This is a genomic window from Sporacetigenium mesophilum DSM 16796, from assembly GCF_059569055.1.
Map to the genome: position 1 here is coordinate 20,297 of NZ_JCANUR010000018.1, position 18,015 is coordinate 38,311.

Annotated in this window: 21 protein-coding genes, 1 tRNA gene and 1 pseudogene; 6 read left to right on the forward strand and 17 right to left on the reverse strand. The window is 29.5% G+C overall.

Annotated elements, in window-relative coordinates:
* Positions 1 to 36 precede the first annotated feature (36 nt).
* Positions 37 to 639 carry a DUF4397 domain-containing protein gene (locus BS62_RS12700; protein WP_496491653.1) on the forward strand — a complete coding sequence of 201 codons (603 nt, stop codon included), beginning with the start codon at positions 37 to 39 and terminating at the stop codon, positions 637 to 639.
* A gap of 53 nt (positions 640 to 692) precedes the next feature.
* Here BS62_RS12700 and BS62_RS12705 read toward each other — a convergent pair whose 3' ends face one another.
* Positions 693 to 1,292: a DedA family protein gene (locus BS62_RS12705; RefSeq protein ID WP_496491654.1), complete on the reverse strand. Its 600-nt coding sequence runs from the start codon at positions 1,290 to 1,292 to the stop codon at positions 693 to 695.
* Between the two features lie 209 nt (positions 1,293 to 1,501).
* Here BS62_RS12705 and BS62_RS12710 point away from each other — a divergent pair, with 209 nt between their 5' ends.
* Complete coding sequence (locus tag BS62_RS12710; protein WP_496491655.1) at positions 1,502 to 2,161, forward strand: cadmium resistance transporter; 660 nt, start codon at positions 1,502 to 1,504, stop codon at positions 2,159 to 2,161.
* Between the two features lie 116 nt (positions 2,162 to 2,277).
* Here BS62_RS12710 and BS62_RS12715 read toward each other — a convergent pair whose 3' ends face one another.
* Positions 2,278 to 3,099, reverse strand: a complete 822-nt coding sequence (locus BS62_RS12715) for an ATP-grasp domain-containing protein (protein WP_496491656.1) — start codon at positions 3,097 to 3,099, stop codon at positions 2,278 to 2,280.
* 352 nt (positions 3,100 to 3,451) lie between these two features.
* Here BS62_RS12715 and BS62_RS12720 point away from each other — a divergent pair, with 352 nt between their 5' ends.
* Positions 3,452 to 4,810, forward strand: a complete 1,359-nt coding sequence (locus BS62_RS12720; protein WP_496491657.1) for a nucleobase:cation symporter-2 family protein — start codon at positions 3,452 to 3,454, stop codon at positions 4,808 to 4,810.
* A gap of 228 nt (positions 4,811 to 5,038) precedes the next feature.
* Positions 5,039 to 6,250 carry an MFS transporter gene (locus tag BS62_RS12725; RefSeq protein ID WP_496491658.1) on the forward strand — a complete coding sequence of 404 codons (1,212 nt, stop codon included), beginning with the start codon at positions 5,039 to 5,041 and terminating at the stop codon, positions 6,248 to 6,250.
* 59 nt (positions 6,251 to 6,309) lie between these two features.
* Here the strand turns inward: BS62_RS12725 and BS62_RS12730 are convergent, their stop codons facing one another.
* From BS62_RS12730 to BS62_RS12775, 10 genes and pseudogenes are all read right to left on the reverse strand, one after another.
* On the reverse strand, positions 6,310 to 6,843 hold the full coding sequence (locus BS62_RS12730; protein ID WP_496491659.1) for a DUF4352 domain-containing protein: 534 nt from the start codon (positions 6,841 to 6,843) through the stop codon (positions 6,310 to 6,312).
* Between the two features lie 272 nt (positions 6,844 to 7,115).
* Positions 7,116 to 8,834, reverse strand: a complete 1,719-nt coding sequence (locus tag BS62_RS12735; protein WP_496491660.1) for a type I restriction enzyme subunit R domain-containing protein — start codon at positions 8,832 to 8,834, stop codon at positions 7,116 to 7,118.
* Positions 8,785 to 8,967: a hypothetical protein gene (locus BS62_RS12740; protein ID WP_496491661.1), complete on the reverse strand. Its 183-nt coding sequence runs from the start codon at positions 8,965 to 8,967 to the stop codon at positions 8,785 to 8,787. Before BS62_RS12740 ends, BS62_RS12735 begins: the two co-directional genes overlap by 50 nt.
* Before the next feature lie 176 nt (positions 8,968 to 9,143).
* Positions 9,144 to 9,929, reverse strand: a complete 786-nt coding sequence (gene codY, locus BS62_RS12745) for a GTP-sensing pleiotropic transcriptional regulator CodY (protein ID WP_496491662.1) — start codon at positions 9,927 to 9,929, stop codon at positions 9,144 to 9,146.
* Between the two features lie 257 nt (positions 9,930 to 10,186).
* On the reverse strand, positions 10,187 to 11,098 hold the full coding sequence (locus BS62_RS12750; protein WP_496491691.1) for an SH3 domain-containing protein: 912 nt from the start codon (positions 11,096 to 11,098) through the stop codon (positions 10,187 to 10,189).
* 294 nt (positions 11,099 to 11,392) lie between these two features.
* Positions 11,393 to 11,965 (reverse strand): helix-turn-helix domain-containing protein, encoded by a 573-nt coding sequence (locus tag BS62_RS12755; protein WP_496491663.1) that lies wholly within the window; start codon positions 11,963 to 11,965, stop codon positions 11,393 to 11,395.
* A gap of 30 nt (positions 11,966 to 11,995) precedes the next feature.
* Positions 11,996 to 12,178, reverse strand: coding sequence for a hypothetical protein (locus BS62_RS12760; RefSeq protein WP_496491664.1), 183 nt, complete (start codon positions 12,176 to 12,178; stop codon positions 11,996 to 11,998).
* Positions 12,179 to 12,257: 79 nt separating this feature from the next.
* Positions 12,258 to 12,719: a hypothetical protein gene (locus BS62_RS12765; RefSeq protein ID WP_496491665.1), complete on the reverse strand. Its 462-nt coding sequence runs from the start codon at positions 12,717 to 12,719 to the stop codon at positions 12,258 to 12,260.
* Between the two features lie 14 nt (positions 12,720 to 12,733).
* A pseudogene (locus tag BS62_RS12770) lies at positions 12,734 to 13,600 on the reverse strand (HsdM family class I SAM-dependent methyltransferase).
* Positions 13,601 to 13,603: 3 nt separating this feature from the next.
* On the reverse strand, positions 13,604 to 14,038 hold the full coding sequence (locus BS62_RS12775; protein WP_496491666.1) for a type I restriction-modification system subunit M N-terminal domain-containing protein: 435 nt from the start codon (positions 14,036 to 14,038) through the stop codon (positions 13,604 to 13,606).
* Positions 14,039 to 14,186: 148 nt separating this feature from the next.
* On the opposite strand from BS62_RS12775, the gene BS62_RS12780 reads away from it, so the two are divergent.
* Both BS62_RS12780 and BS62_RS12785 read left to right on the forward strand, forming a co-directional pair.
* A tRNA-Asn gene (locus BS62_RS12780) sits at positions 14,187 to 14,261 on the forward strand.
* Between the two features lie 158 nt (positions 14,262 to 14,419).
* The gene (locus BS62_RS12785; RefSeq protein WP_496491667.1) at positions 14,420 to 14,575 is read left to right on the forward strand and encodes a hypothetical protein; all 156 of its coding nucleotides are present in this window, start codon (positions 14,420 to 14,422) and stop codon (positions 14,573 to 14,575) included.
* Positions 14,576 to 14,658: 83 nt separating this feature from the next.
* Here the strand turns inward: BS62_RS12785 and BS62_RS12790 are convergent, their stop codons facing one another.
* Genes BS62_RS12790 through BS62_RS12810 form a run of 5 tightly spaced genes read right to left on the reverse strand, consistent with a single transcriptional unit; the run spans position 14,659 to position 18,011 of the window.
* Positions 14,659 to 14,919, reverse strand: a complete 261-nt coding sequence (locus BS62_RS12790; protein WP_496491668.1) for a Mor transcription activator family protein — start codon at positions 14,917 to 14,919, stop codon at positions 14,659 to 14,661.
* Positions 14,920 to 14,942: 23 nt separating this feature from the next.
* The gene (locus tag BS62_RS12795) at positions 14,943 to 15,734 is read right to left on the reverse strand and encodes an ATP-binding protein (protein ID WP_496491669.1); all 792 of its coding nucleotides are present in this window, start codon (positions 15,732 to 15,734) and stop codon (positions 14,943 to 14,945) included.
* Positions 15,628 to 16,491, reverse strand: a complete 864-nt coding sequence (locus tag BS62_RS12800) for a DnaD domain protein (protein WP_496491670.1) — start codon at positions 16,489 to 16,491, stop codon at positions 15,628 to 15,630. Before BS62_RS12800 ends, BS62_RS12795 begins: the two co-directional genes overlap by 107 nt.
* 11 nt (positions 16,492 to 16,502) lie before the next feature.
* Positions 16,503 to 17,237, reverse strand: coding sequence for a recombinase RecT (locus BS62_RS12805; RefSeq protein ID WP_496491671.1), 735 nt, complete (start codon positions 17,235 to 17,237; stop codon positions 16,503 to 16,505).
* A gap of 12 nt (positions 17,238 to 17,249) precedes the next feature.
* On the reverse strand, positions 17,250 to 18,011 hold the full coding sequence (locus BS62_RS12810) for a YqaJ viral recombinase family nuclease (RefSeq protein ID WP_496491672.1): 762 nt from the start codon (positions 18,009 to 18,011) through the stop codon (positions 17,250 to 17,252).
* Positions 18,012 to 18,015 lie beyond the last annotated feature (4 nt).

Consider the following 18,015-nt stretch of genomic DNA (forward strand, 5'->3'; position numbering starts at 1 on the left):
AATCCTTGCATAGATAATCAAGCTTCAGTAATTAGAATGTTTAATCTTGTTCCAGAATCATCAATAGATATTTATGTAAATAACAACCCTAGAATTGTAGGTCTAGAATATAGAGAACTTAGTGACTATATGCCAACTGTACCTGGAAAGCGTAATGTAAAAATATATCAATCCCAAACAGATAATCTTTTATTAGAAATCCAAGACTTTGAGATACCTCCTGGACAAATACTAACATATGCTTTCTTTGGTAGCTTAAGTAATATAAGAATGGTGACAATATTAGATGATATTAATGAAGATGTAATTCGTGATGGTACAAAAGTTAGATTTTATAATTTAGATGCCTTTGGTGTAACATTTAGTGCCAATCCAAGCATGGGATTCACATCTAAGGCTTTAGCCTCTGGTGAAGGTACTAATTATATTGAAGTAAACTCTGGGAATTATAACTTAGAAGTTCGTTCATCTAATCAACGTCCAAAAACTATAACAATTACCTTTAACCCAGGTAGGCTATACACAGTGTATTTTTTTGGAAGTGTAAGTCCAGATACTCCAAACTATGCTCAAAATAATATCTTACAAATTGCATTAGTTGTTGATGGAAATACTTTATTCAATAAATGTGTACAATAAAAAGACTAGGTTTATTAACCTAGTCTTTTTTAACAATGTAACTAAAAGTTTACTTATATATACTTTTTAAATTTCTTGTTTTTAATATAATATAAACCCAAACCTACAACACCAATAATAACAATTATAATATAATAAGTCTCCATAATATAAATTATTTTGTGCATATTATCACCTAATATATAGCCTAAATATATTAATATACAATTCCATATAGATATACCTATAGCTGAGTATAATGTAAAAACAAATATATTCATTTTTAATATTCCTGCTGGTATTGATATAAATGTTCTAACCAATGGAATTGTTCTAGATAATAAAACCGCAAATTTATCATATTTTTTTAATAAACCCATAGATGAACTAAGTGACTTTTTAGTTTTTGGAAATCTTTTTAGAATATACTCTACTACAGGCTTACCAAAATACAATCCAATATAATAGTTTATAACACTACCGACAATCCCACCTAAAATTGAAACTACAATAGCCGAAGATAAACTTATATTTCCGCTAGCAGCCATTATTCCTACAAAAGCCAAAACAATTTCACTAGGAAGTGGGATATTTGCATATTCTAACATAACAAAAATAAATACACTTATTAAACCATATTGATATATAAATTCTTGTATAACATTAATATCCATAACTACCTCCTTGAAAAATTTATTATTTATTAATTCTATATATTAATATTATTACAGATCTATAACACAATCTATTTATTAACATTTCATTTTCATTACATTTTTGTAATTTAATTAAATATTAGCTCTTATCATATTATAATTACCCTACAAACAAGTTATAATTTATCTAATACATATTATAACTTAGATATATGGAGGAAAAATTATTGATATCTACAGCACTAAAAGCTTTTATTTCATTTGTCAGTACCAATATTGATGATATATTTGTCCTTATGTTTTTCTTCTCCCAAATAAATAATGTTATGAAAAAATCAAGTATTATTATTGGGCAGTATTTGGGAATTATTTTTTTGACTACAATTAGCATTATAGGGGCTTTGGGTATAGAGTTAATTGCAAATGAATATATAGGTTTTTTTGGATTAATACCAATATATTTAGGAATAAAGGCATATACTGATTACATAAAAGCAAGTAAACTTAGTGATAGTTATAGTAACATTGAAGAAATATCTTATACTAAAGAAAATACTAGGATAAATTTTATTACTAAATTAATTAATCCTAGTATTTTAAAAGTATTCACTGTAACTTTTGCAAACGGTGGAGATAATATAGGAATTTATATACCTCTTTTTGCAAGTATGAATATGGTTGGCATTTTTGTAACTGTGATAATATTTTTACTTTTAACTGCTTTATGGTGCTTTATCGCCCTAAGGTTATTAGAGTATCCTTTTGTACAAAACAGTATAGAAAAATACAAGCATATCTTTGTTCCAATAGTATTTATAGGTTTGGGAATCTTTATATTAATTGAAAGTAAGACTATAAATTTAATTTATAATATATTTTATTTTTAGGGGGTAAAAATTATGAAGGGTGATAAAAGATTTGAAGTTGTTTCTTCTGAAGGATTGATACAAAAAATAAAGCTGCCTCAATGCATTGAGACAGTTTTATTTTTTATATATTATATTTATAAAAGCACTTTTTGAAGAGATGATTTTAAATCTTTAATAAATTTATCTCGTAACTTTGGAGAAATTTCCAAAAGTGAAAGATAAGGATTTAGATCTTCTAACTCAACTAATAAAAGTTTACCTTGTTCATCTCTACAAGCATCAATTCTTTGAATTCCATGATCTATATTATTCCACTCAATAAAACTTTGTGCAAATTCTAAGTCGTCACTAGTTGGTGTATACTCTTTAAGTTCCCATCTTCTTGACTTATCTGGAGCATAAAGTGCATATTGGAATTCTCTATCAATAAAATAGAAAGATACTTCATATTCAAAATTTATTAATGGCTGAATTAAAGTATTTTTATCATCTAAATCAACATTTTTAAAAATTTCTTCCTTTGATACAAATTCTATACCTATAGAATCTGCACCATCTTTTGGCTTTGTAACATATGTATCTACTTCTGGAAGCTTATTAAATAAACTCAAATTATCAATAGTTTTTATAACATCAAAATTTTTATTTGTTAATTCAATTAAATAATCTTTTCCCCTCATATCACCTTTACCATTAAAAGAATTATATGTTTTTAGATTATTAGATACTATTTTCTTATTAAATAATTCATATTCCTCTTTAAAATTAGCTGCTGGCCCTGCATTCCTAAATATAGTCAAATCAAAATCTTCATTGAAATTGTTCATATCCTTGGGATTACAGATAACTAAATTAAAATCTTTTCTCAACTCAGATGTAAGGAATAAATCTTCTTCATAATAAAGTCTGCCCTTTGCCTCATAATATAAGTCCGTTACAAATAATATTTTTTTCACTAAACCCATCTCCCCTTATGTATGTCCTACTAAAATCAAAATTTGAGAATTTATTGAATTTTAAATCAACAAAGTACCTTTGTCAACTTTTGTTAAATTTTTAATAATGAATTTCCTTTAATTCCTTAACACTTTTGTTTAATTAATAAGGTACTTTACTTAAAATCCCAGTTCTAACTTTATTTTAATAAATCATTTACTTTTTTATTTTAAATTTCAAAACCTTCTTAAATCTAACCTATATATATAATAAAAAATTTTTCATTTGAAAATTTAAAATTGTTGTTCAATTCGTGAAATTTTTTACATATATATTAAATAAATAATTTTAAATTTAAAGGAGGGAAACTTATTGGAAGACAAACAAATAATAGATAGGTCAAATGAAATGCTATCTATTCAAAAACTTATCCCACTAGGATTGCAGCATGTTCTTGCTATGTATGCAGCTGCTGTTGCAATTCCATTGTTAGTTGGGGCTGCTGTTAAGTTAACACCAGAACAAGTGGCAACACTTGTTGCACTTGACCTTTTTGCTTGTGGTATAGCTACACTTATCCAAACTATTGGCGTTGGTAATTTTGCAGGTATTAAACTACCGGCAGTCCTAGGCTGTTCATTTGCCGCTGTCAGCCCGCTGATAGCCATTGGTAGCACATCTGGAATGAGGACTGCCTTTGGAGCTATTATTGTAGCTGGTATTATTGTTGTTATAATTGCTCCACTTTATTGTAAAATATTACGTTTTTTCCCACCAGTTGTTACTGGAACTACACTAACAATGATTGGACTATCTTTAATACCCGTTGGAATCACTAACATGGGTGGTGGCTATGTAAATGATTTCGGAAATCCAAAATATTTAGCATTAGCATTTTTCACCGTTTTAGTTGTTATTGTATGTAATAACTTTTTCAAAGGCTTTATTCAATCTTTATCTGTTCTTATTGGTCTAGTTGTTGGAACAATAGTTGCTGTACCAATGGGACTTGTTGATATGAAAATCGTAGCTGAGGCTAATTGGTTTGGATTACCAAAATTATTTTATCTTGGAGCTCCACAATTTGATTTAACAAGTATTGGTCTGATGCTTTTAGTTATGCTTATAATTATGGTTGAATCAACAGGAAGTTTAATTGGTATTGGTAAAATGTGTGGAAAAGATGTTGGAGAAAAAGAATTAGTCAAAGGATTTAGAGCTGAAGGACTAGCTACTGTAGTTGGTGGGATATTTAATTCTTTCCCTTACACAACTTTTGCTCAAAATATTGGTCTTGTTGCAATGTCCAAAATTTATAGCCGTTGGGTTGTTGTTGCAGCTGGTGGAATATTAATGCTTCTTGGATTATGTCCAAAATTTGCAGCATTAGCTACAATAATTCCTGCTCCAGTATTTGGTGGAGCAACAGCAATAATGTTTGCAACTGTTGCTATAGCTGGATTCCAATCATTAGCTCATGTGGATTTCTCTAAATCTAGCAATATGTTAACAACTGCTATTTCTCTTGCATTAGGTATTGGTATTACTGTAAATCCTAATATATTAAGTCAGATGCCTCAAATGGTTCAAACTATATTTGGAAGTGCTATAACTACTTCAGCAGTAGTTGCAATAGTACTAAATGCAGTTTTAAATTGGGGAGATAAATCTACATATGGTAGCCTAGATGATGCTGCAAATTCAGCTGATGCAGCTTCAGCACATATGTAATAAATAAAAATCTTATATACTAGCCTCTTCTGCCACACTTAAGGAGAGGCTACTACTATGTCTACCAAAAATACACATCTCTTTTAAGTTAAGTAAGTCAAATGAAAGTTAATATAATATCAAATAATAGTGTTTTGCAAATTATATGTTATCATATATAAGTGAGCAAAACTCCGATCTTATCTTAATTATTATTTTACTTAACAGTCATACAAAGGAGAAAAAAAATTGAATACACCTAAATTATGGACAAAGAATTTTATCAGTGTTTGTATTGCTAACTTTCTTGTATTTACAATGTTCTATTATTTATTAGTTACATTGCCTATATATGCATTACAAGACTTAAAGGTAAACCCATCTGCAGTTGGCCTTATTACAACAGTGTTTTTAATATCAGCAATTATAGTTCGTCCTTTTTCTGGAAATTGGATGGTAACGCTCGGAAAACGTACGATTTTCTTAACTTCACTACTTATCTTATTTGTATCTTCAACTCTTTACTTTGTGCCTCGATCTATTACAGGACTTCTTATTCTTAGACTTTTCAATGGAATTGGTTTTGGTATGGCTACAACAGCTATGGGTGCTATAGTTGCAGACCTTATACCTAAGTCTCGTCAAGGTGAAGGTATGGGGTATTACGGTTTGACAACCAATTTAGCTATGGTTGTAGGCCCATTTTTAGGACTAGTAGTTATTCAAAATCAAGGAGCAAATACAGTATTTATAGTTCATACTATTGGATGTTTAGTTGCATTACTATCAGGATTACTTGTTAAATTTCCAAAAATAACATTGGCAAATGTAAAAGCTAAACAAAGTACAGGGTTTAAGGATATGTTTGTAATTCCTGCCATTCCTATATCATTAGTTGCGGCATTTTTTGCAATAATTTATTCCGCTATTATAGCCTTTGTTTCTGTATATGCTAAGGAAATTGGTTTGGAATCGGCTTCAAGTTATTTCTTCGCTGTATATGCTTCAGTTCTTTTAGTTTCAAGACCTTTTACTGGAAGATGGTTTGATAAATACGGAGCAAACAAAATTATTTATCCTTCTATTTTATGTTTTGCAGTTGGAGTTTATATACTTAGTATATCCACTACTCCACTTCTTTTCCTTACATCAGCAGGCCTTATTGGTCTTGGTTGGGGAACTGCAGCTCCAAGTCTTCAAACAATAGCTATTCAAGTAGCATCTCCAAAACAAAGACCTTTGGCTACTGCAACTTATCTTTCTATATTTGATACTGGGTTTGGACTTGGTTCATTTGTATTCGGATTAGCAGCAGCAAGTATAAAATATAGTTCGTTGTATTTTTATGGTTCATTCTTTATAATAGCTGGTATTGGAGTATATTACTTACTTCATGGAAAACTTGTTTCTATTAATTCAAGTGAACCTGATACAGTAGAAACTTTGGAATACGAAGCCTAAAATTATTTTAAATATTAAAAGCGCTGATATATAAAATCAGCGCTTTTTTTATAATATAATTAATTTAAATTTATAATTGCTTCATCATTTGATAACATTCCACCAGTTACTATTAAATCATATTCTACATTAGGGTTAGCTATATCAAATGCTATATACCCTGTCTTAGTTAATTTAGGACTTATCTTATCATAAAAAAACATACTATCATCATTTACATATGTATCAACTTCAGCATCTGGTTCATATATAATTCCATCTTTATCTACTAATTGAAATATTGAATTATCAATTACTCTATCATCTTTATCATTGTTTGTAACACTAACTTTTACTACAAGATATTGCCCTTTGGCTTTTTTATTTATATATTTGTCGCCAACAGTATGTCTTACATCTGTACCCTCTACTTCGTAGATCAAATTGCCAATTTGCATTGCATCCCCTATTTTGTAAGCCTCAGCTGACACTTCTTCTTGTTTAATATCTTTATTAACCGTTTGTATATTGACTACTTCTCCGTTGTCTAGTACTGTACTTATAATACCTAATGCAATAACACTTATAATACCCCATTTGAACAGTTCCTGCATCCGCTTCTCCTTTCTTTTGAATTTAAAATCCTTATGATATATTTCGTTGTATAATAATTCTATACCTTTCAATAATATCCAATTTTTTCTAGATTATACTAGATTTAGTATGACAATATAAAACAAAAATTCGCTTAGCTCAAAAAAAAAGAAGTGATTTCTCACTTCCTTACTTAGCCCCACTATAAATATGCTCAGCTATATAATTAACCATAAAATTCTTAAAACTAGGATTAGTAAATATTTCCCTAACCAACCTATCACTTCTGTTCTTAGAACTTACAATACCTCTGGTAAAATAATCCTTCTTTAACCCTAGCTACAGCAGTTTCAGATATACCAGGAAGCTCACCTTCACCATAAGACAAAGATATATTTTGACCTTTCTTATCATCACTACCAAATTTTTTAAGCTTATAATAATCAAGACTTAATATATCATCTAAATCTAATCTATTACTTCCACCATCTTTGGGAAGCTTCTTTAAAAGTGCCACCAAATATATTTGAAGCCTCAAAAGATTTAAATTCTTAAGAGGATATATTTGAAGTAAAAAATTATAAAAAGTTATATACTTAGAAGCCTTTTTCTTAAATTCATCAGCTTTTTTCTCATAATTTGTTTCTCCATCATGACCATTATCTTCTTCTCTTAAAATACAATATCTCTCCACAGCTTTATCAATTATATTATTCATCTTAGCATCTTGAGAGGCAGTTTTTTTATCTTTATAAAAAAGTACCGCAAAATCCTCTACCTCTTCATCAGTATAAATCCCATAGCCTTTGAGCTGATACCAAAGATCATTTACAACATTAGGGTCTGTAACCTTATCAATATTAGTTACCTCAAAATATGGCTTATATGCCTCTTGAATATCTTCTACAGAGTTTTGAAAATCTAATATAAAAGTATTTTTATTAGCATAAGTTCTATTAAGCCTACTTAAAGTTTGAACAGTTTTCACACCATCTAGTTTTTTGTCAACATACATAGCACATAACTTTGGTTGGTCAAAACCTGTTTGATATTTCTCTGCAACTATAAGCAACTTATGTTTATGCTTTTCATTATCAAAGGCCTTTGCAATATCAGTTTCATTAGGCAAATTATTCATATTTTCTTCTGTATATTCATTATCATCGTCATTTACCTTACCCGAAAAAGCCACAAGAGTTTTTATATCATAACCCTTTTCTTTTATATACTTATCTATAGCCAACTTATATCTAACAGCATGAAGACGACTTGATGTTACTACCATCCCCTTAGCCTTCCCATCTAACCACATAACCCTATTGTCCATAAAGTCATCAACTATAGTTTCAACCTTTTGTCTTATATTGTGTTCATTTAAGCTAACAAACTTATTTATAGCCCTTTTGGCTTCCCCTTTTTCAAACTCAGGATTATCAGCTATTTTCTTGCCAACTTTGTAATACACACTTACTGGCATATAATTTTTCAAAACATCTAATATAAATCCCTCTTCTATAGCTTGTTTCATAGAATATAAATGAAACTCATGAGGTAATCCATCATCACCTATTCTACCGAATATATGCATAGTTTTATTTTTTGGAGTAGCAGTAAAAGCAAAGAAACTTATATTATTTAAATCAGTTCTTTTGGATATAATATCATTCATTTTATCCATACTAGACTTTTCGTTTCTTTCTTCTTCTTGCTCTAACCTAGCAGCTTCCTCTAAAGTCTTTCCTGCCAAAGTTTCCTTTAATGCTCCCATGTTTTCACCAGCAGTTGAAGAATGAGCCTCATCTATTATTACAGCGTACTTTCTCTTACCTAAATTATCTATCTTTTCAAGTGCATAAGGGAACTTTTGTATAGTAGTTATAATTATCTTTATACCGTTTTCTATAGCCAAAGCTAAATCACTAGATTTTTTCTTATCATCTATTTTTTCAACTAATCCCTTTTTATGCTCTAGTTGATATATAGCATCTTGTAACTGCTTGTGTATTTTCAAGAAATCTAAATAAATCTTCTTTTAAGATACAATATATATAATCAAATTCATGAGATGTCCCCTGCTCATATCCTATTGATACTAAGTGATTTTCAATAGCTACTTCTAAATCTATCTCTCTTTGAGTTCCCATTACTCTCCCTCCAATATAAGTATAGTTAGGTTATAACACAAAAAACACAACTGATATCTATGTGATTCCAATACTAAAATATAACTCAAAATATCAATCAAAGATGCAATAGAGATTATGCAAAAAGGTGTGTTTTTAGTTAAAAACACACCTTTTTTTAAATAACCTATAAATATTTATCTTTTGTTTTTTAGTTCTTCTAATTCATCCATTAGATTATCATTTAATATCCTTATGTGAGTCCCTTTCATTCCTAGAGACCTTGACTCTATAATTCCTGCACTTTCGAATTTTCTTAATGCATTTACTATAACTGATCTTGTTATACCTACTCTATCAGCTATTTTACTCGCAACAACTAATCCATCTTTTCCGTTTAATACTTCAAATATATTTTTAACTGCCTCAAGTTCTGAATAAGATAATGTATCCATTGCTATTTGAACAACAGCTTTTTTTCTCATTTCATCTTCTAATTCTTCACCTTTAGCTCTTAATATTTCAAGACCTACAATCGTAGCACTATATTCTGCTAGTACTAAATCTTCATCACTAAATTTTTCATCAAATCTAGCTAATACTAATGTACCTAATCTTTGTCCGCTACCTAGTATAGGTACTATAGTAGTATATTTCTCATATCCTGATATATCATCTGGGAAAACTTTTAATAATTCGTCTCCTGTAAGATTATCTACAGTTTCATTTATCTTCATTGCATTTATTGTATATTCTAAAGGATACGTCTTTTTATGAGTCTCTGAATCTTCTATGAGCGCACTACTTTTTTCATGGAATAAATGAAGTCCTAATAATTTCCCCTTAGAACTTAATATATATATGTTAGAATTTAATACATCTCCTAATACATTTGCTAGTTGGTCAAAAGATACATTGGTACCTCCAATAGCCTGTAGTGCCCTATTTATAGTTCTTGTTCTTTCTAGTATTTGACTTGCCAAACATAATCATCTCCCAATAATATTTATATAAAATCCTTATAGCATAGTTAAATAAAGTTTTTATATTTGTATATACATTTGTATATGTTTGAAATATTACCACAATTACGAAGTATATTCAATAGGTGAACAAATAAAACAAAATTGATTATTTCAAATCTATAATGAAACTGTGCTATATATTCTATATATATAATATCAATAGGCGTAAGTTAGTAAAAAATAATCCCTAGCAAATATATGCTAGGGATTATTTTTTAGTTTACTTCTTCCAAAACTCCTGATATAAAGTATACTGTGTCAGTATTAGTTTCACTATTATGATATACATATACTCTTTGATAATCTCGTCTTATACCGTGCTTTATTCTTATTTCGCCTGCAATATCTTCTGGTTTTGAAAGTTTTGTTTCATAAAGACCTCTAGTTATAAAGCGAAACCTTAAGTTAACCTCATATTTTGATACACCGTCTGGAGCATCTATTTCATAAGGAATGTATTTTTCAAATTCCTTATCTAAATAATATATGTGTAAATTTCCAAGGGCCCACTGCTCAACAACTTTATCAAGTTCAGCATCTTTATTGTGTTTGTATACTCTTGTGTTAGTATAGCTACGTCTAATCAAATTTGTAATTTCATTAGAAAGTTCATAATCTATTCCAGTTTGTTTTTTGGTAGGTGTAGCAGTATCAGTACTTACATAAGCCTTAGACACCCAACCTGAATGTCCATTAGATAAGTTTACTTTATACCAATCACCCTTAGTTTCAACTATTGTGACAATATTATTTTTATAGGCTTTAGTTACAATTTTTTGAGTAGTAGAAGGTCCACTTCGTACATTCAAAGTATTAGCAGTAACTATCCCTGTTTTTGTTATTATTGGGGCTTGAGTAGACGTATTCGTAGTACTTACAAAAGCCTTAGATACCCAACCTAGTTTTCCATTAGCTAGTTTTATTTTATACCAATCACCTTTAGTTTCAAGTATCGTTACAGTATTGTTTTTATAAACCTTAGTTACGATACTCTGAGTAGTAGATGGTCCACTTCTTACGTTTAAAGTAGTAGCAGTAACTTTCCCTGATGATAAAGCAGATGCACTTATGGTTAATCCAAAAGTTAATGCTGCTATAAAAATAGCTGATGAAGTTTTTTTAAACATCAATTAGGTACCCCCTTAATTATACTAGTTGAGACTATTATAATTAGTTTGTACATTAATATAAATAGATTTAACTACATTCCATAATATACCTTGGTTTATTTAGGCTATGTTTTAATATAGTGTTGAAATTAAGTATATATTGAGAAAGAGGAGAATAAGTTCTCCTCTTTTTAATTGCATAGTATATAAAAAATGCGACGCATTTTTGTAAAATAGAAAAGTGGAGAAGCTTGATTTCAAATCGCCATAAAACTTATAATTTGACAATCTGCTTTACCTGATAAAAAAAATTTAGATTGTATAGTTTGCCTTAGTAAAGGTGTTTTCATCAATAACACATTTCTTTCCTTCAAATTTGCAATTCAGTTCTTTTCCTTCAATTTGTTCTTTTGTAACTTTTACTAATACCTGCTTCTTGTTCATTTCCACTAAATAATATGAACTGGTATCTTTTAATGAATCTGCTGCAAGTAAAACACCAGGCTGCACAATAAAATCAATGACTGCTTCCGCTTTCGTCATTTTTTTTCTCCTAATCAAAGGATAAATTGTCTTTGCTGCCGAGAACTTCTCCTTGACAATAGCATCATATATCGATCTGCAAGTTCCTGTCTTCTTATATTGTGTCAAATTAATCTGTTCTCTAATAACAATTGTGGAATCTGCAACATTACGTTCCAACAGATGATCAACACTTACGCCAAATAAATCGGCAATATTTTTCAGATTGTTAATGTCTGGCATACCTCCATCTGTTTCCCACTTTGTAATTGCCTGTCGAGAAACACATAGTTTTTCTGCCAATTGTTCTTGAGATATGCCTACGTTTTTTCTAAATGCTTTTAATTTTTCACCAAATGTCATATCCGATAAGACCTCCATATGTTCGATTTACTATATAAATATATCCTCTATATCAAAAAAAGCCCAGAAACTTTTATTTACATCGATGCTATTTTCCGTAGCATCTTGATAATTATCACATCTAAGCCACAAATTCCAGTTATTAGCGGTTTTCCCTATCCACTCAACTCCACTATACTTTAACTCGTGGTCTTCTCTATATCTGAACTTCATTACTCTAACACCTTCTTTATCTCTGATGCTATTTCAAATTCAAGTTCTTCAACTTCCTTCATAACATCTGTGAAGCTTCTTAGACTTTCATACTTATAAAATGTCTAGTAAATGGTATTTCATATCCAACATTACCTAAGGTACTTTCATCGATATAAGCATCACTAACATAAGGTTTTACCTCTTTATTAAAATATTCATATATATCATCTTTAAGAGGTATACTTTCGCTATCTCTTAAAGAGCTATCACTTTCTATATTTCCTTTGGCATCTTCACAAACATCAGCATCTTCATTTCTCTCACCAATACTTGCCCAAATAGTCTTTATAAGTACAGAAGACATAGCCAAATCAACATCTTTTGCTTTTTTCTTAAGTTCTTTTATAAATAATTCTCTATTCATATAAATTTTATCACTATCAAAGCTTTCAAGAACTTTAATTAACTTTTCTTGTTTTTCATCATCTAACTTTACAAATTGAGTTGTTTCTTTAACTTTTTCTATAGCTTCACTATCTACCTCAAAACTTAACTTCAAAGGCCTTTCAATAGTTACTTTTCTATAACCAAACTCTTTCTCATAGGTTTATACATATCAGTAGCATTTACAAGCTGTATCTTACCTTTTCTATTATTACTTTTCCTATTAGATAATACCCATATATACGTTGCTATTCCAGTATTGTAGAACATATCTGTCGGCAGAGCAATAATTCCTTCTAGTAAATCATTTTCTATTATCCATCTTCTTATATTACTTTCTCCACTTCCTGCATCTCCTGTAAAAAGTGGAGAGCCATTGAATATTATAGCTATTCTACTTCCATCTTCATCATCATACATTTTGCTTATCATGTTTTGAAGGAATAACAAAGATCCATCACTTACCCTTGGTGTACCTGCCCCAAATCTACCATCAAAACCAAGTTCGGATTCTTCTTACACTACCTTTTGCTCATCTTTCCAAGTAACACCAAATGGAGGATTAGATATCAAAAATCTAAAATTCTCCCCTCTAAATCTATCTTCACTTAATGTATTTCCAAGTCTTATATTATCAGGATTTCGACCTTTTATAAGCATATCAGGCTGACATATTGCAAATGATTCATCAAGTAACTCTTGTCCGTATACATTTACAATTGCATTTGTATTTTTCTCAGCTACATATTTTTGCCCTACTGATAACATACCACCAGTACCACAACAGAAGTCTCCTATAGATATAACTTTACCATCTTGTGTTATGCAGTCTTCTTTTCCTAAGAACAACATCTCCATACAAAGTCTAACTACTTCCCTTGGAGTATACTGTTCCCCTGCTGCTGAGTTTTCTGTAAATCTTCTTAGTATTTCTTCATATATATATCCCATTTGGTTATTAGATACTTTGTCTATGTGTAAATCTACTTCATACATCTTTTATACTATTGCATAAAGTTTGTTTTTCTTATCTAAATGATTTATTTCTGTTTTGAAGTTGAATTTACTTATTATTTCTCTTACATTTTGAGAAAATCCATTTAGATATTCTTCAAAATTTGTTTTTATGTTTTCACTATCATCCAAAAGTTTTTTCCATGTAAAATCTGATGTATTATAAAATTGTAAATTCATGTTGTGGTTTTCTCTTAATTCAGCTATAACTATTTCATCACGCTCATCTTCTGGTATAAAGTCATAGTTTTTATATACTCCTTTTATAATTTCTCTATTATATTCATCTAATAAACAATCAAATCTTCTTATTACTATCATAGGAAGCATTACTTTTCTATAGTCTTCTTCTTTGTATGTTCCTCTTAGACTTTCTGCTATGTTCCATAAAAAGCCTACGAAATTAAAGTTATCTTGCATTTTATTCCCTCTACTTTGTCTTTGATATACAGTAACTAAATACCTTATTTATATAGTTTAATTATATCATTATTTAAGACAAAAAATTTTTAATTAATAATGTATAATATCAAAAAATGATAATAATAATTTATGTAAAATAAATTATTCCAAGATAGCTCAACGGTAGAGCACTCGGCTGTTAACCGATAGGTTGAGGGTTCGAATCCCTCTTTTGGAGCCAATATGTAAAAGAGTTGTCATATGACAGCTCTTTTTTTATGTACAAAATAATATTTAATTACCAATTTTTGTAGGTATGATACCTCTTTCGTTTGAACATAATAACCTTGTAAGCAATAGACTTACAAAATAAAATAAAAAATTTATGGAGGTAATACCATGGCAAAAAACAGAAATAACAAAGAAAGAAATAACAAGAATAATAGGAACAATGAATTAAACAACAATAGCAACAACAACGATAACAACAATGAATTAAATAACAACAAAAATAACGAATTCAACAACAGAAACAACAATAACAAACAAAGATAATAATACATAAAAGCTACTTCATGGCGGTTAATAAATCATCATGAAGTAGCATTTTTACTGGTATTACCAAACAATAATATTTTTTAAAATTTCTCAGCTATTATTTTTCGTATTTGTACCTCACTTACATTGAACTTCCTTGCAAGCTCCTTGTAATTACCTCCATCAAAACTTTCTCTAATAACTCTATTTCTAATAGGTTTGACAAGTGAATTTTCTGTAGGTATGTATATAGAAGTCCCCCCACATAACTTACATAACTTAATAAAACCAACAATTCCTATTTCATCAACTATATCTGTAAATGAAACTGGTATATCTTCTTTGGTCAAATATTTTAGCATATTATCCCCCTACATAAAACTAATTAACTACCATAAATTCTATAATTTAATTTATTTCCTTTAAGCTCTACTATATAGTCCTTACTCATTTCAAGTAGCCTACTGCCTATAGCTTCGTCTATTTGTAACAGTTCATCTAACAATTTTTCAGTGCTCACTATAAGCGGTTTATTTTTTAGATATCTATAATTAACAAGTTCAAAGATAATATTAATATCTGACTTAGTAATACTTCCTTTGAACAAATCATCAATTAAAAGCACCTTAGCTTCTTTGTATCTCTTTAGCTCTCTATTGTAATTTTCTTCATCCATAATACTCTGTTTTATCCTAGTTATAGTATCTCTATATGGCATATACACAACCCCTACAGATTCTTTCATAAGATTATTAGCAATAGCAGTACATAAATGTGTTTTTCCACTACCTACTTGCCCCATAAGCATTATAGAGTTTCTTCTAGTATCTTTTATATTTTGAAAGCTAGTATAATAGTCCTTTGCTTTTGAATAAGCTTGGGTTAACTGCAAGCTAATACTATAGTCAAAATTATCAAATGTTTTTTTGCTAAATTCCTCATTGATTCCACTATTTTTCAAAATATTTTCAGATAATCTCAACTCCCTACATTCACAGGGAGTTGCTATATTATCTACTAATAAAAATGTCATGTCTCTACACTTAGCACACTTATAATTATCTTGCTTATTATAATCTTCTTGCTTCTTCAAGTTGTTCTTTTGTTGGCTTTTTATAAAGTTCATCTTCGTCTTCAACATCTCTTCTTTTTGCATTGGTGTTATTATATGTTCCATAACTACTACCCCCAGTATTTTTAACACTTACTTCATAAGCTTTTAGATCTTCATAACTTTTTATATTGTTACTTTCCCATTGTTTTAAGATGCCACTTACATAACCTTTGTTGCACCTTCCATTATTAGATGCAATTTCAATAGCTTTCTTAAATAATCTTATATCTACATACTTACTTATATCTATTAGCCATTCACTAATTACTCCATTAACTAATCCAATATTTTGTTCATAAAGTTTGGCAAACTCTTTTATTGTTTCTTTTTGTTTTTCTTTTTCTTTTTCTTCCCCATAGTGGTTCTCAAATTTGTTTTCATCTTTGTTATGGGTATCCCTACTGTATTTATAGTCTATAGATACAGTATCTATACTGTATCCATACCTATTACACTCTTTTATAAATAACTTTACAAAGTAATTGCTTTTTACATATGTAAGCTCTTTTTCTATACACTTTTTTACCTTTGGACTTGACCCCTTGTTATACTTAATCCAATTTTTAATAAATATTTCATTAGTCTCTCTATCATAAAATATCTTTTTATACTCCTCAAATCTCATAAGTAGTTTCTCTACTGTCTCCCTGTTATAGCCCGTTTCCGTTTCTATAATTCTTTTAGGTAGTTCATATATTCCACATTGGCTTGTCTTACTATTTGTCATAAGGTAAAGATAAAAATATTTTTCCTCTGGAGTAAGGTCTAATACAAAACCATCTTGCCAAAAATCTATATGGACTTGCCTATATACTGCCATCTTAATACCCCCTAGTTACTTATTTGTGAATTTATACTTTCGTCAAAACTAATTGCCCTTTGCATATATGAACTTAGTGGAGCATCTTTTAGAAGATTTTTTATAACTGTCTTCTTAGCCATAAAGTCAAAATCATTTTTCCAAAGTCCAATGTCAAAACTATTTTCATATTTCTTGGAATGACTTTTTATTTCATCCTTAGTCATAAATACAAAATTATATCCACTAGGTTCTAGATGATAAACTCCATAATATCCTATAACATCTCCCCTATCCCCTTTTAAAAGTGGCTTATGTGTTAGCTTTTGTTCTAGACCATAATCTATATCAAACTCATCATTTTCCCTAACTTCATTTGAATACAGTATCTTTAATTTTTCGTCTTTATGTGAAAGCTCAATTAATCCCTTATAACTTAATTGAAGCTTCACCTTATCTACGCCATCTAAATTACATGGTGTTATGTAATATTGTTCAAATTTATTATTTAAGTCAAATCCTAATTGCAAACACCTAATAAGTGCAGTAACAAAACTCATAGCTTCACAACTTTGAAGCTCTATTTTTGATTCAAATACATTAAGTGCCCCTTCTTGAAATTTATCAATATCTACTTCTGACCCAATTGCAGACTTTATTTCCTTTTTCATTTTTATCATAAGTTGTTTCATTGCATATGCTGGCTTTATTTCTAGCACCGATCCTCTATCTTCTTGCTTTTGAAGTGTTTCCTTTAAAATACTCATAATATCCCCCTATTAATAAACTTTGAACACCCTTGTATTAGTAGTTTTCATGTAATTATCTATTAGCTGTGGTTGTTCTTCTTTTAATTTTTTGGTATCCAAACTACTTCTACTTTGACTTTTCCAAGTTATTTTTCTATCTCCAATATAAGCAATTTCATATTCTTTCATTTCATTTTGAATAAACTGTTCTATGGCATTTTTCTCTAATTGCAGTTCTTTAATAAGTCCAACTACATCATCATAACGACTAAGCTTGTCTTCTTTCATAAAAAGTATCAAACTTTCATTTTTAGTTTCTTTGTACTTGCTTTTTAGATACTTTGAGTACTTCTCACTACCATCAGGTGATGGTGCTTTGTCACCTAATATACACTCATTCCAAAATGTTTCTTCTTGTTTCATAAGAGAATTTATTATTTCTTCATCCCTATCTATTTTGTGAATTATTATATCCTCAAAACCTAATAGTGCTGCTATGTAACAGTGGGTAGCACCAGTTATAGCCATATAGTGGTGACATTGTATTTGATAATGTAGTGGAGGTTCTTTTTTCCACTCTTTCTTTGAATAAAAGTTATTTACCTTACATTCTAAAAATGCCTTTTCACCTACTACCCCTTTGTCTATGTTGGCTATGGCAAATGGATATTTATCATTTTTGAGAATTCCATTAATATTTCTAACTTGCTTGCCTGTTATAATTGAAAACTCCTTAGCAATAAAATTCTTAAATTCCCTACCTATTTTAAGCTTCAGCTCTTTTTCATCCATAGTT

Bases quoted from the DNA above. Each gene is read 5' to 3' on its own strand.
- BS62_RS12700 (WP_496491653.1), top strand. From the start codon at position 37: ATGTTTAATCTTGTTCCAGAATCATCAATAGATATTTATGTAAATAAC.
- BS62_RS12705 (WP_496491654.1), bottom strand. From the start codon at position 1,292: ATGGATATTAATGTTATACAAGAATTTATATATCAATATGGTTTAATA.
- BS62_RS12730 (WP_496491659.1), bottom strand. From the start codon at position 6,843: ATGCAGGAACTGTTCAAATGGGGTATTATAAGTGTTATTGCATTAGGT.
- BS62_RS12740 (WP_496491661.1), bottom strand. From the start codon at position 8,967: ATGGGAACTCAAAGAGAGATAGATTTAGAAGTAGCTATTGAAAATCAC.
- BS62_RS12750 (WP_496491691.1), bottom strand. From the start codon at position 11,098: ATGTTTAAAAAAACTTCATCAGCTATTTTTATAGCAGCATTAACTTTT.
- BS62_RS12755 (WP_496491663.1), bottom strand. From the start codon at position 11,965: ATGACATTTGGTGAAAAATTAAAAGCATTTAGAAAAAACGTAGGCATA.
- BS62_RS12760 (WP_496491664.1), bottom strand. From the start codon at position 12,178: ATGAAGTTCAGATATAGAGAAGACCACGAGTTAAAGTATAGTGGAGTT.
- BS62_RS12775 (WP_496491666.1), bottom strand. From the start codon at position 14,038: ATGCAAGATAACTTTAATTTCGTAGGCTTTTTATGGAACATAGCAGAA.
- BS62_RS12785 (WP_496491667.1), top strand. From the start codon at position 14,420: ATGGCAAAAAACAGAAATAACAAAGAAAGAAATAACAAGAATAATAGG.
- BS62_RS12790 (WP_496491668.1), bottom strand. From the start codon at position 14,919: ATGCTAAAATATTTGACCAAAGAAGATATACCAGTTTCATTTACAGAT.
- BS62_RS12795 (WP_496491669.1), bottom strand. From the start codon at position 15,734: ATGGAACATATAATAACACCAATGCAAAAAGAAGAGATGTTGAAGACG.
- BS62_RS12800 (WP_496491670.1), bottom strand. From the start codon at position 16,491: ATGGCAGTATATAGGCAAGTCCATATAGATTTTTGGCAAGATGGTTTT.
- BS62_RS12805 (WP_496491671.1), bottom strand. From the start codon at position 17,237: ATGAGTATTTTAAAGGAAACACTTCAAAAGCAAGAAGATAGAGGATCG.
- BS62_RS12810 (WP_496491672.1), bottom strand. From the start codon at position 18,011: ATGGATGAAAAAGAGCTGAAGCTTAAAATAGGTAGGGAATTTAAGAAT.